This is a genomic window from Leeuwenhoekiella marinoflava DSM 3653 (genome assembly GCF_900129005.1).
GTDB lineage: Bacteria > Bacteroidota > Bacteroidia > Flavobacteriales > Flavobacteriaceae > Leeuwenhoekiella > Leeuwenhoekiella marinoflava.
In genome coordinates this window covers 256468-270400 of sequence record NZ_FQUN01000005.1, presented here as the reverse complement: position 1 = coordinate 270400, position 13933 = coordinate 256468, and the positions used below count along the sequence as shown (strand labels likewise).

7 protein-coding genes are annotated in these 13933 nt (G+C 40.2%); 1 reads left to right on the top strand and 6 read right to left on the bottom strand.

Translation table 11 applies throughout. The features are described 5' to 3' along the window. Nucleotides 1-78: 78 nt before the first annotated feature. The 6 genes from BUB91_RS04785 to BUB91_RS04760 all read right to left on the bottom strand — a co-directional run bounded on the left by BUB91_RS04785 (nt 79) and on the right by BUB91_RS04760 (nt 10611). Nucleotides 79-2880: a glycosyl hydrolase 115 family protein gene (locus BUB91_RS04785; protein ID WP_073097644.1), complete on the bottom strand. Its 2802-nt coding sequence runs from the start codon at nt 2878-2880 to the stop codon at nt 79-81. Between the two features lie 39 nt (nt 2881-2919). Next, nucleotides 2920-4071 carry a mannonate dehydratase gene (uxuA, locus tag BUB91_RS04780; protein ID WP_206635262.1) on the bottom strand — a complete coding sequence of 384 codons (1152 nt, stop codon included), beginning with the start codon at nt 4069-4071 and terminating at the stop codon, nt 2920-2922. Between the two features lie 12 nt (nt 4072-4083). After that, a complete protein-coding gene (locus BUB91_RS04775) occupies nt 4084-4824 on the bottom strand; it encodes an SDR family NAD(P)-dependent oxidoreductase (RefSeq protein ID WP_073097637.1) in 741 nt (246 codons plus the stop codon). A gap of 1 nt (nt 4825) precedes the next feature. After that, nucleotides 4826-6985, bottom strand: coding sequence for an alpha-glucuronidase family glycosyl hydrolase (locus BUB91_RS04770; RefSeq protein WP_073097632.1), 2160 nt, complete (start codon nt 6983-6985; stop codon nt 4826-4828). A gap of 116 nt (nt 6986-7101) precedes the next feature. Continuing rightward, nucleotides 7102-8139 carry a LacI family DNA-binding transcriptional regulator gene (locus BUB91_RS04765; RefSeq protein ID WP_073097627.1) on the bottom strand — a complete coding sequence of 346 codons (1038 nt, stop codon included), beginning with the start codon at nt 8137-8139 and terminating at the stop codon, nt 7102-7104. A gap of 375 nt (nt 8140-8514) precedes the next feature. Then, the gene (locus BUB91_RS04760; protein ID WP_073097625.1) at nt 8515-10611 is read right to left on the bottom strand and encodes a thioredoxin domain-containing protein; all 2097 of its coding nucleotides are present in this window, start codon (nt 10609-10611) and stop codon (nt 8515-8517) included. Between the two features lie 334 nt (nt 10612-10945). Between BUB91_RS04760 and BUB91_RS04755 the strand changes: the two genes are divergently transcribed. Then, nucleotides 10946-13933: a SusC/RagA family TonB-linked outer membrane protein gene (locus tag BUB91_RS04755; RefSeq protein WP_073097620.1), complete on the top strand. Its 2988-nt coding sequence runs from the start codon at nt 10946-10948 to the stop codon at nt 13931-13933.

The following is a 13933-nucleotide window of genomic DNA, read 5'->3' as shown; positions in this document are numbered from 1 at the left end:
TGATTGGGGAATTCATAAGATGTTTTTATCGTTTTCAAACATTTGGTAAATTCCTTTGATAGCCTCCTGTAATTTTAGTTATTCAACTTGTAAAGAATGGGGTATCAGATAAGTGGGGTGCTCATGCGTGCTGTCTTTAATAACAAGATGTTGTAATACAATGCCGGGATCTATACCATAAATTTTTAGCTCATGCTTACCGGCTTCAAGCTTTACAGGAGTAACCACACGGGTGATGTTATTGCCTACAGCGCTGTACCAGTTGTCTGGAGTATCTTTTTGAAGGTTTAATGTTTGCATTTCGCCCCCATCCAGTGCATATCCGAATTTTAAACCTCCGGTGTTCAAAAAGTCCTGAGTAGGGGAGGTGTAAACTATTAACGATCCCTCCCAAGCCTCGGGTAGTGTAAAATTGTAGGATAATTGCGTGTTTTGCGTTGTGATCTCTGTACTGAACCGGAGTTGAGGACGTACTGCAGTTTCTTGTCTTCCCAGATCAGGAATTTGTTCCCATCCTGTATTTTCTGTAAACCCTGTTGCAGGTATCGTCAGGAGTCCGTCATAACCCAAAAAGCCGGAAGCATCCTGAGGATACGCAGCCAGAGTTACTTTAAATGGAATTTGATCCTTGCCAGATTCGATAATAAGCATTTCATTTTTAAGCGTTTGATTTTTAAACTCCTCTTTCACCTGTAGCTGTATTGCTAAAGATTCTTCGATGACGCCTTCCATTGATGAGGCGCTTAACCATTCGGGCAGCTTTTTTATTTTGTAAGAACCCTTCTTATTGCCTCGGTTAAAAAGTGTTATTTCCTGCACATCGTGAAAACGATCAAAGGTTTTAATTTTTAGCGTATCAGTTGCCGGAAAATAGTCTGCTGTCCCAGCCGTAGTGGCTCCAGTAGTATTTATATTCGGGACCGCTATGATTTTGGTTTCGGGAATCTTGTTTTCCCGGGGTTCCTGCCAGGAAGTGTAGCCTATATGGGTCTGAGACATAAAATGATTCCATTTTGAATCGTTCATAGTATGATAGCGTTCTGTAAGTGCTTTATCTCTTAAAAATAATTCCTGTACTTTTTGAGCATATTCATTGGTTGAAGCTCTGCCTTGTTTGGCATATAGCGCATTTTTAGCAGCAGCAATATACATACTGTTTAAATTTGCAGTAGCCTGAACAGGGAAAAGTACCAGTTGAAAATAGGCCGAATGATAGGAAGAATCCAGCTTTTCTTTAAGACTAAGTGCTCTGTTTTCAAGATGTGAATATTCTTTTAAGATACCTTCTGCTTCGCTGTAATTGACCAGGCTATACGTGTTTGAACTCAGCAATTCTGGTTTACGCCTGCTGGCAAGTGTGCTATAGTCTTGAAGAAGTGCTGCTATTTCAGAGGCGTATTTGATGCCAAAATTTTCTGAAGCCCATTTTTCAGGATAATTTTTAAGATCTTTGAGGTCAAACGCTTCAGGATTCCACGCGTAATCCATAAAAAAACTGGTAGGATATTCCATCGGTTTAATATCCCCTACATTAACAATCCAGATTTTGCGAGCATTGTACGAATAGGCGAGTGACATTTGCTCATAAACTCTTGAAATCTGATTGGTATTGAGCCATTTATAATTGCGCGGTCCCCCCACGTAATCAAAATGATAATAAATTCCGTATCCCCCCGAACGTTCCGGCGCATTGGGGTCTGGTAGTTTACGTATATTTCCCCAGTTGTCATCTGCCAGTAAGAGGGTAATATCTTCAGGAACACGCATTCCCTGATCATAATAATCCTGAACTTCCTTGTAGAGCGCCCAAACTTGCGGGGTTTCTTTTGCAGGTTTCTCAGTTACTTCTTCAATTATTTCTCGTTGCTCTTTAACAATACGCTCTAGGAGTTCTATAGCGGTGCCTTCTGTCATGGGTTCGTCGCCATCCCCGCGCATTCCTACAGTTACAATACTTTCATTATTCCCCATTCGCTGCATTCCTTTCTTCCAGAAATCCTGCAGGGTGTTGCTGTTAGTTATATAATTCCAGTCCCCTTCACCATATTTATCCCATTCGGCGTGTGCCCGCATCAAAGGCTCATGGTGTGAGGTGCCGATTACCACCCCATATTTTTCGGCTTCGATGGGATTTTGTGGATCGTCATCATAAAAGGCACGACCCCACATTGCCGGCCACAAATAATTTCCTTTTAACCTTAAAATAAGTTCAAAAACATGCTCGTAAAACTCATGATTAAAGGAACCAAAATTTTCTTCAACCCATCCCGAAAGAGCAGGAGCCTCATCATTGATAAAAATACCCCGGTACTGTACTTTAGGTCCGGGATTCGTATAGCCACTGGCCGTTATATAAAGCGCAGCAGATTTTTTAACAGGAACATCTGCCCACCAGTACCAGGGAGAAACCCCTATCTGTTCTGATAAGGTATAAACCCCGTAAATGGTGCCGCGCTTATCGCTTCCCACCACGATCAGGTTGCCATCTACTTCCTGAATTGAAAAGGCCTCCCAGTTGCCTTTAATAGCATCTACATCGAGTTTACCTGCCTTTACGAGCTCCTCAATGTATGTGTTCTTGCCTAAAGTACCAATAATGACATTTCCGGTTTCTGATGGGGTATTAGAAATAACAGCTTCCTGAGCTGTTACACGTTTTAAATCTTCTTTAAAGTTAGTTACGGCGATTTTAACCCCTTCAAACTCATCAATACCGGTAATTAATGGCGCAGCACCCTTAGCATCTGCAAGAGTGAAGCTTCCGTTTTCGGGAGTTGTTGTTACCCATTGATTTTGACTATAACCCTTACAAACAGTTAAAATAAAAACGGCAATAAGGTAGTATCTGCCCAATTCTGAAAAATATTTTTTTAGTAGCATAACCGCATTATTTAGAAGGTTTTATAGTGTATTTGTTCATCAGGGCTTTTGCAGGCCCAGTTCAAGACCGGTAAGCTCAGCAAGGCCTTTAAGTCTGCCTATAAAAGAGTATCCCGCATAATAGGCTTTGTCACGCTCTAATGCGTGTAAATAGCCGTGGTCTGGTCTCATAGGTATTTTTTTACCCGAAGCAGCAGTATACTCAAGAATATGTTGCATCACGCGCTTCATAGGTACATCTCCCTCGAGGTGATCAGATTCAAAGAAGCTGCCGTCTTCAAATTTTTGAACATTACGCAGGTGTAAAAAATGAATACGGTCTTTGTGTTTTTCAAAAATTGCTATCAAGTCATTTTCTGGATTCGCTCCTAACGATCCGGTACAATAACAGAGGCCACAGGATGTGGTTTCAATGGCTGAAAAAATAGCATTAAGATCGGCGGCTGTACTTACGATTCTGGGAAGTCCAAGTACCGAAAAAGGCGGATCGTCAGGATGAATAGCCAATAGAATACCTATTTCTTCAGCGACCGGCGCGATTTCTTTTAAGAATAAAACCAGATGTTCTCTTAGTTTGCTGTCATCTATTTTATCATATTCGGCAAGCTGCTTTAGTAAATCCTGTTCTGTGAAATCTTCTGTACTTCCCGGCAACCCAAGCAGAATACTTTTTTTAAGTGTTAAAAGATCTTCGGTAGTACGCTCAAATTGCACTTGGGCTTCCTTAATTTGCGAGGCGGTGTAATCGCCAGAAGCGCCTGGTCTTTTTAGAATAAAGAGATCAAACATCCTGAATTTTACCGGATCATATTTTAAAATTTCTGCACCTCTGGCATTTTTAAAGCGATGATCTGTGCGTACCCAGTCAAGGATGGGCATAAAATTATACGTTATTGTAAAAATGCCCTGATCTGCAAGGTTTTGTAAACTTGTTTTATAGTTTTCTATAAGCTCGGCATAGTTTCCGGTTCGTTTTTTAATATGCTCGTGTACAGGAAGGCTTTCTACTACTTCCCAGCTCATACCGGCGGCTTCAATTTTTGCTTTTGTCTTTTGAATCTCTTGCGGTGTCCAAACGGCTCCAACAGGAATATGGTGCAATGCGGTTACAATCCCGGTTATTCCTGCCTGAAAGAGATCGTCCAGGCTTAGCAGATCGCGGTCTCCATACCAGCGCATGGTTTTTATAATAGATGTTTTCATTTAAAATCCTATTGAGTTTCCTCCGTCAACACAAAGTACTGTACCCGTGGTAAACTTTGATAAATCTGAAGCATAATAATAAACGGTATCGCCTATGTCTGAAGGAGCTCCTAATTTGCCCATCGGGGTTCTGCCCAAGACCTTATTTTTTCGTTCAGGGTCGCTGTCTAAAGCTTTACCCGACATATTTGTTTTTATAAAACCAGGAGCAATACAATTAACGCGTATCCCGTACTGAGCTAATTCTACGGCCATGGCTCTTGTCATTCCCTCGATGGCAGCTTTACTTGCAGAATATGCTATAACCTTAGGGATACCATACTGTGATGCCATAGAGCTAATATTAATTATACTGCCAGCGCCTTGCGCTTTCATAACCTGGGTAACTTCCCGGCTTACGGTAAAAACACTGGTTACGTTAGTATGCATAATTTTTTGAAAATCAACATCTTCAACTTCAAGAAATTCTTTTTTCATATTGATACCGGCGTTGTTAACAAGAATATCTATACGGCCGGCCTCAGCGGCAATTTGGCGTATGGACTGAGGTATTTTTTCAAGCTCGGTTAAATCGAGAATACAGGCTCGCGCATAAGCTCCCAACTCTTTAAGAGCCTTTTCTGTTTTTTCCTTGTTGCGTCCTATGATGTAGGTGCGTATTCCTTCATCACATAGTTTCTTAGCTGTTGCAAAGCCAAGACCGGCATTTGCTCCGGTAACGATTGCTACTTTTTGATCCATATTAGTCCCAGGAAGGTTTTATTCCGGGAGCATAAGGATCCCGAATAGATTCATAATACTCAAGAGAATGTGGTGCTTTTGGTATAAATGGAGGCATTTTCATTTGGGATAACTGCTGAAAATACAGCAGACATGAGTTTCTCCACCATTGCGCCTCCTCATACTGAATGTCTAAAAGCATTCGCGTTTTTTCATATACAGCGGGAGAGACGTAGTCTTGCATAGCGTTCCAGGTTTTCTTCATTTGAGCTACATCTTCAACCCCGTCCTGATACTTACGTGCAAGAGTGTACCATAAGCTTTGTCCATTTTTCATCTCATAGTCCCAGGCTACGTGATGAAACCAAAGCAGATAGTCTTCGGGGATAGTGCGTTTATTTTTATAAGTATTTTCGATCTCCTCAGCATACTGCGCCAGAGCATTGCTGCCGGTTGAAGTACGGTCAAAACCAATTCCCATACGATCTGCTTTATGATAATATACCGAGGTCCAGTCTTCCCGGCCTAAATCTTTCACCCACGGTCCCGGGCCCTGATGATGCCCTTCTGCCATTATGTGGTGTAAGCCCAGCGGTGTCATATAGTTTACAACGGCTTCTCTCGAATTGAGCAACAGCGGGGTCATGGTATCGATAAACTCAGGAGTCGTTGTAAAGGTCATCCCAAGCCACTCCCGTGCTATGGTTTCAGATTTCAGGTAAGGATCCCAGGCTAAACGGCCAAAACCATACCAATTGGCCTGAGCAAAAGGATGGCCGGTCCAGTTACGGGCAGTACCTATATTGGCAACTCCGGCAATGCCGGTAAGCTTCTTAGTGTTTAAGGAGCCGTCTATAACCTTCGCCACGATGCTTCCCTCACCCCGGGCGTAGGTGTCTTCCTGAAGCGTTTCTTCATACATTTTGGGTAAGAAAACCAGATGAGACATGCCGCCTAAATATTCTTGTGTAATTTGAAATTCCATCATTAAGGGAGTCTCAGGCATAGCGCCAAAGAGCGGATGAAAAGGTTCTCTGGGTTGAAAATCTATGGGGCCATTTTTAACCTGCACCAATACATTCTTTTTAAATTTTCCATCAAAAGGGACAAATTCTGAATAGGCTTGTTTCGCACGGTCTTCGGGCTTCTCATCAGAGTATACAAAGGCCCGCCACATTACAATCCCGTTATGTGGCTCCAGTGCTTCCGCCAGCATATTTGCGCCTTCTACATGAGAGCGACCATAATTATTGGGCCCCGGTTGTCCTTCAGAATTTGCTTTGATCAGGAAACCTCCAAAATCCGGGATTTTCTTATAAATAGCATTTGCCTTTTCTTTCCACCAGGTACGAACCTCTTCATTTAACGGATCTGCCGTTTTTAAACCTCCTATTTCAATAGGTGCAGAAAAACGAGCCGTCAGATAGACCTGAATTCCGTAAGGTCTGAAAGTATCGGCTAAAGCTTTTACTTTGTCCAAATACGTATCCTGAAGGATATAAGCACTGGCATTTACATTGTTTAATACGGTGCCGTTTATGCCCACAGAGGCATTAGCACGGGCATAATCGATGTATTCTTCTTTAATCAGGTGCGGAAGCAGATGCCAGTCCCATATTGAAAAGCCGGCGTAACCGCGTTCTACGGTGCGGTCGAGATTATCCCAGTGATTTAATATTCTTTTTTTAATTTTTGGAGAATCGGTAACAGAAAGCTGGGAAGTATCTGTATGCAACTGCAGCAGGTTTAAGTATCTGAACACTCCGTAGAGCAAGCCCGCGTCAGTCTGTGACGTAATGAGAATTACCGGTTTACCAGTATAGTTTAAAGAGGCAATTGTAAAGCCTTCTTCATCCTGTACAGCGTTTGAGGGAAGTTGTTTTTGCAGTTCCTCAGGTAATGCGGCTTGTTTTAAAATTAGCAAGGAAGCTTTATCCGGAGATGTAAAATTGGGTTGTAGCTCTAGCATTGCCTCTAAAGCAGTATTCAATTCTTCCCGAATCACACTACCTGTAGGTGTATTGTGGTCTACACTGATAGCAGCATTTTGTGAGGTGTAGTGTTTTTTAAGTGCCGCATCTTCAACAGGATGATATTGCAACCATAATTTATAACCTTCCTGCGCCAGGAGTATATTAAGCGGAAGAATGCAAAGAAGCAGGCAAAGTGTAGTTTTTTTCATAGCATTGAAGTTCTCAAACGATTTCTTTGATAGAATTGAAACCGAAATTTATAAAAAATTAAGCAATCGGTTGTGTAAAGTGATTCTTTTTTGTGTAAAAAATACACTAAAAGCGTTTAGGTAGATTTTTTGCGCACACTTGAAGCTCTTGAGATTACGTGCGTCTCAAGTACAGATATTTCTGTGGTATGCATCCCGTCCTCTTTTTCCAGATGCTCCAGAATTCTTCTTGTTGAAAGTTCGCCCATTTTTTGAGCAGGATGATAAATGGTAGAAAGGGCCGGCTCAACTATCGAGGATATAGGATCGTCGTTAAAACCAATTACAGCTACATCATCCGGGATTCGAATCCCTTGTTTCTTCAAATACAAAATAGCGCTTACTGCGGCAGTGTCGTTAGAAGAGAAAATACCGTCAGGCGGATTGTTTAATTTAAAAAGTTCTGCCGTGACCTGGGCTCCTTCTTCAAAGCTTAAAGTTTTCATATCTACAATAAGCCGCTCATCAATTTCAAGATCGTGATGTTTTAAAGCCTCAATAAAGCCTTTTTTACGCTGACTGTATACATTGAGATGTTGGGAACCTGCAAAATGAGCAATACGTTTACAACCCTGTTCGATAAGGTGTTCTGTAGCTATATAGGCAGAAGTGTAATTGTCAATAATTACATGATAACTCTGAAAATTGTTGGGCACCCGATCCACAAATACTACCGGAATTCCCTGATCTTTAAATTGGTTGAAATGATCCGTATTTTCAGTTTGCATACTCAAAGAGGCAATAATACCACATACACGACTGTCGTATAGTGCTTTAGCGTTAGATACTTCGTTGTCATAACTGTCATGAGACTGACTTATAATAACATTATACCCCTTTTCGCGCGCTGAAGTTTCTATACCACTAATCATATCTGAAACAAAAGGTCTGCTTATGTTAGAAATAGATACCCCTATGGTTTTACTATTATTACTACGCAGGCTGGCTGCAAGAGAATTGGGTCGATAGCCTCGTTCTTCTGCTGCCCGTTGAATGAGCTGCGCGGTTTTTTTACTTATACTTTTATGATTTTTAAGAGCACGACTTATAGTACTAGTAGAATAGTTTAATTCCCGTGCTAAATCATATATGGTTAATGTGTTCTTTTTTTTCATGCATCTGGAAGATTATACAAATATAGACATTCAATTAGGTATAACTTCTCTGCAATTTGAGGGCTACTGGTTTCATTAGAAATTCTAAAACTTAAAAACAATTGATTCTAAAAGTATTGGGTTAGTATTAATACCTGGAAGCTGACCACTAATACGTAAAAATAGAACATAAGAGTAAACAATCGGTTGTTATCTGATTTTTATCTTTATGAAATCTGGCAACAGTAGTCTCTATAATCATGAGTTGGTTGAAAATAGTAGGGTATCCAACCGATTCGTAAATTGTTAATAGGTTCCGTATAGATCCTTCTGTTCTCTTTCAGTTGACTTATATCAGAGAACCGAATATTTATAGAAATGCCTTTATTCTAAAATTTAATAGTTGAGTAAATCCAGGGTTTCTTCAACCGTTTCAACCGGATATTTGCAAGAACGCTGCTCACAAATATAAATGAGGGTTTGATTCTCCTGCCAGCGATCTTCAAAAATGGGGATCGTATTTTCAGAAGTATTGAACAGGATTAGCGTGTTAGGTAAATTATAGGACTGTAACTCCAGAGCTAGTGCTTTGCTGTTTTTTCCAACGAGTGCCACATCATAAAACGGAAAGGCAAAATTCAACTGAAGGCTTTCCCAGTATGCATAAGATGCAGGAGACGCCTCGATATCAGGGATTATGGCTGTTGTCATTTTAGCTGCCCGCTCTTTAAATTTATCTTCATACAGAATGTTTGATAATAAGAAGAGATTTTCAGCCATTACCGCATTCCCAGAGGGTAAAACCCCATCATTGGTTGTAACAAGAGGAGATATCAGATTATCTTCATTGGTATATTTGAGGAGGGGAGAACCTTTAACCGTAAATTTTTCCAGAGCGGTTTCTGTTAAAAGGCGGGCGTCTTTTAAATAATTAACCTTACCGGTTACTGTATAAAGTCTTAATGAAGCCGAGGCTAAATAGGTGTAGTCATCTAAAAAGCCGGATAGTGGTTTACTGTTTAACTTATAAGAATGTACAAGAATTTTACCGTTCCATGCATCCTTCATTAAAGATTGATAACTCTCCTCTGCCTGTTGCAGGTAACTTTGTGTTGTGGTTACTGCAAAGGCTTCGGCAAGAGCTTTAATTGCAAGAGCATTCCATCCGACTACAATTTTATCATCTTTAAAAGGTTTTTTGCGTTGAGCACGCAATGCTCTTAATTGAGTAGACCATTGTAAATTAAGCTCTTGCAATACTGAAAGGCTTAGGTTGTTTTCTTTACTAAAATTAGCATCCGTTTGCGTTTTAAAAAGATTGAATTCAGTTTTACCCGCTTTTTTCTGACTTTTAATCCCGTAGTACCATTCAAACAATTCTGGTTTTGTTGTTATTGATTTGGAGATCTCCTCCTGAGTAAACGTATAGAATGCACCTTCTTTAGAATCAAGATCTGCATCCAGAGAGGCCATAAATACACCCGAATCATTGCTCAAATCGCTGTTTAAAAATGCGATGGTCTCAACCAGTCTTTTTTTATAAAGCGGTTTTTTAAATAATTTATATGCTTTAGCATAAACACTTAGCATTTGAGCATTGTCATAAAGCATTTTCTCAAAATGAGGGTTTTCCCAGCGCTCGTCTGTACTGTACCTGAAAAATCCCCCGCCGAGATGATCATAGACCCCTTTTAAAGCAATATTATCAAGGCTTAGTTCAATAAAATCCGGTACCTTCTCCTCTTTATAAAGCGTAGCATAATCCATAAGAAAGCAAAGCGTAGAGGGCAGCATAAACTTTTGAGAACCTGTATTTCCCCCATAATTCTGATCCCAGTTTTTTTGCCAGTTCACAAGATTGGCGGTTATTGATTCTTTATCAGGAAGACGAATTCCTGTTTTACCCGGAGTATATTCATTTAAGGCTTGTATGCGTTTTGTAACCTCTTGCGCATACTGGCTTGTTTTTTCAGGATTGGCATTGTGTATACTGTCAATACTCTTTAAGGCAGTCAGCCATTCGGTTTTAGTATGATAAGTGCCTCCGTAAATAGGTTCTCCGTTAGGTAGCGTAATGATATTTAAAGGCCAGCCTCCTGATCCTGTCATGAGTTGCAATGCGGTCATATAGAGCTGATCAATATCGGGGCGTTCTTCACGATCTACTTTAATAGTGATAAAGTTATTGTTCATAAACCGGGCTACCGTATCATTAGAAAAAGTTTCTTCTTCCATAACAGTGCACCAGTGACACGACGTGTAACCTACACTTATTAAAACAAGCTTATTCTGTTGTCTGGCAGTTTCAAATGCATCAGGGCTCCAGGGTTGCCAGTTTACGGGATTATGTGCGTGTTTTAATAAATAGGGACTTGTCTCATGGATTAATTGATTGGTATGCGTTTCTTCCCTCTCTTTTTTAGTAGTAGTACACGCACAGAATACACTAAAAATTAATAACAGGAGCGTTTTAAAGTATTTTCTAAGAGTCATGATTGTTGACATTAATTTTATATACCCGTCCTTTTTTAAGGATTATGGAGTTTTAAAAAGAAATTTTAGACATTCTTTAATAATGAATAATCACCGGGGGTAATTATTCTTAATTAGAGCTAATTGTTTTCTAAAATAAGCCACACTTTTGAAAATGAGCCTGATTCAGATCAAAATGCATCAAATTTTAAATATGTTGCATCATTTATTATAGTTTCTAACCGCATTGTAAAGATATATTTGTTCAAAATCAATTTTAATGGAGCTTACGCAATCGATGTAAACCTAAGGTAAATTGTTTTCTTAAATAGAATTAAATCAAACATGAACAAATATGACTAATTTAAAATTTGCATTCATTGCATTTCTCGCTTTGTTAGCAACTACAGACGGTTATGCGCAAACTAAAACCATAACCGGGACTGTAAAAGATCCTTCGGGATTGCCACTTCCCGGAGCATCTGTGGCTGTTGTAGGAACTAATAAAGGAGCTTCTACAGATTTTGACGGGATGTTCTCAATCGATGGAGTAGCTGCTCAGGATAAAATTATTATAAGCTATGTTGGATTTGTAAATGAAGAATTGACTGTAGGTTCTCAGACTACATTTGACATTACGTTGCAGGAATCTGCACAAGCTCTTGAAGATGTTGTTGTAGTGGCTTATGGAGCACAAAGCCGTGCAAAGGTTACAGGAGCTATATCAACGGTAGATTCTGAAGCTATAGACGCTTTGCCGGTTACCAATGCAGAACAGGCACTTCAGGGACGCGCACCCGGGGTAACGATCACCAATTCGGGCGGCCCCGGTACGACACCCAATGTACGTATAAGAGGTCTAGGAACATTTGGAAATAATGATCCCTTATATGTTATCGACGGAGTTATTGTGGGAAACCTTTCCGGGATTAGTCCGTCTGACATTGAATCGGTTTCTATTTTAAAGGATGCGTCTACCACAGCCTTATACGGGTCTCAGGGATCTAACGGGGTGGTTTTAGTAACCACTAAGAAAGGTAAGCAGGGGAAAGGTACGCTTAGCTTTAATGCTTATACAGGTTTTCAAACTATTTACAAGCGTTATGACTTATTAAATACAGAGCAATATCTAAACTATGCACAGGATTTTGGAGTAGTTCCAGACAGACCGGCAGGCTTTTTAAATAACAATACAGATTTTCAGGATGCGATATTCAGATCAGGGCTTATGCAGAACTATAATGTCGCCTATTCCGGAGGAAATGAAAACGGAGTGTATCGGTTTTCTGCCGGATATCAGGATCAGGAAGCAGCAGTAATCAACTCTGAATTTGAACGTTATTCTTTTAGAGCAACCTCTTCCTACAACTTGGGGAAATTTAAGATAGGAGAGACAATGTCTGTGGCCTTTAGCAAATCAAAACCTATTTTAGAGAGTGGCGGCCGCTCTTTAATAGAACATGCCATTAAAGTGGCTCCGTATCTTAGCATTTATAATGAAAACAACCTGGGAGGCTTTCAGGGACCTAACAGTTCGGCAGACGGGCAAGATGCCGAGAATCCTGTACGCGTTCAAAGGCTCAGTGATTTTCAGACCAACAATGTCGCAGTAATCGGAAATATTTTTGCAGAATATGAACTTCTGGATGGTTTGACTTTCAGAAGTCAGGTGGGTCTGGATTATTTCAACAGTTATACAACCGAATTTACTCCTGCCTATAACGATGATAATTTGGGAAGTACGCATTTTCAGAATTTTGCATTTGCTGCACGCAGAACAAATCGTGGGCAGGCCATAACTTTTGATAACAGTCTTACATATGAAAAAACCTTCAATGAAGTACATAATTTTGAAGTACTGGCATTGATTGAAGATTATAACAGTAGTGCACAGAATTTTGCATCTGAAGCGCGTAATACAATTTCAAATGACATAAAAGAGCTGGGAAATGAGCAACAGTCTACAGGAAGTTCTTCCAGCGAAAACAACCGTTTAAGTTACCTAGCACGTCTTAATTATGATTATGACGGGAAATACATTCTTTCGGCTTCTTTTAGAAGAGATGCTTCTTCCCGATTTGGTGCCAATAACAGATGGGGTAATTTCCCGTCAGTTTCGGCTGGTTGGAATGTTGCACAAGAGCGTTTTTTACAGAACAGTGCATTTAATACACTCAAAGTAAGAGGAAGTTATGGTATTGTAGGTAATGATAAAATTGATGCCTATTTATACTCTCCTCAACTTTTTAATAATTTTATTTATCCCATTGGGGGAGAAGCCGCTATAGGTACAACCACAACGGGTCTTGCAAATCCTAACCTCAAGTGGGAAGAAACGAGTATTCTTAACGTTGGGGCAGATATTGGTCTGTTTAACAATCAGTTTACCGCTTCAATCGAATATTATAGAAATAAAAGCGATGATTTATTGATTCCGGTACAGTTGCCTTTGTCTTCCGGGTTTAGCAATTCGCTGTTCACTGCAAATGCCGGGTCTGTTGAAACAACAGGTATGGAAGTAGCTTTAGGATATAACGATTATGACGGGGATTTTACATGGTCAGCTAATTTAAATTTAGGTACCAGCCAAAACGAGGCCCTTAATCTGGGTGGAGCCCGGGAGCTATTTACCGGAGATGGTTTTGAAGGAGAGCAAATAATAAGATTGGCAGAAGGAGAGTCCCTGTTTCATTTCTATGGCTTGGTTACAGACGGAATTTATCAAAATCAGCAGGAGGTTGATGCTGTTTTTAGTGCAAATCCTGATCAGGATATCGTGCAGCCCGGCGACATACGCTATGTGGATACCAATAATGATGGTACGATTACCTCGGCAGACAGGCAGATTATTGGGAATCCCTTTCCTGATGTGACCTATGGTTTAAATCTGGATGCACGCTATAAAAACTTTGACCTTAATATTTTTATAAACGGAGTTGCAGGTTCAGAGCTTTACAATACCAATATTTATGACCTGGAAGGGATGACCCGTCTTTTTAATGCCGGGACTGCTGTACTGGATCGCTGGAGTCCTACCAATCCTTCTACCACAACACCACGACCTTTAGGGGCTCCTCAAAACGTGGTCGCTTCAGATCGGTTTGTTGAAGATGGTTCCTATACGCGTCTTAAGAATATAAGTCTGGGATATACCTTTAATGATGATTTTACTGAATTTTTCAATAAACTGAGAATTTATGTAAGCGGACAAAATTTAATAACAATAACAGACTATTCAGGTCTCGATCCGGAAGTGGTAAGCAGAGCAGGGGAATATGGTTTAGACCGTGGTGATTATCCCCAGCCGGTTTCCTTATTATTTGGTCTTGAAGTATCATTTTAA

Coding starts and splice junctions, on each gene's coding strand:
- BUB91_RS04775 (WP_073097637.1), bottom strand. CDS start 4,824: ATGGATCAAAAAGTAGCAATCGTTACCGGAGCAAATGCCGGTCTTGGC.
- BUB91_RS04765 (WP_073097627.1), bottom strand. CDS start 8,139: ATGAAAAAAAAGAACACATTAACCATATATGATTTAGCACGGGAATTA.
- BUB91_RS04785 (WP_073097644.1), bottom strand. CDS start 2,880: ATGCTACTAAAAAAATATTTTTCAGAATTGGGCAGATACTACCTTATT.
- BUB91_RS04760 (WP_073097625.1), bottom strand. CDS start 10,611: ATGACTCTTAGAAAATACTTTAAAACGCTCCTGTTATTAATTTTTAGT.
- BUB91_RS04755 (WP_073097620.1), top strand. CDS start 10,946: ATGACTAATTTAAAATTTGCATTCATTGCATTTCTCGCTTTGTTAGCA.
- BUB91_RS04770 (WP_073097632.1), bottom strand. CDS start 6,985: ATGAAAAAAACTACACTTTGCCTGCTTCTTTGCATTCTTCCGCTTAAT.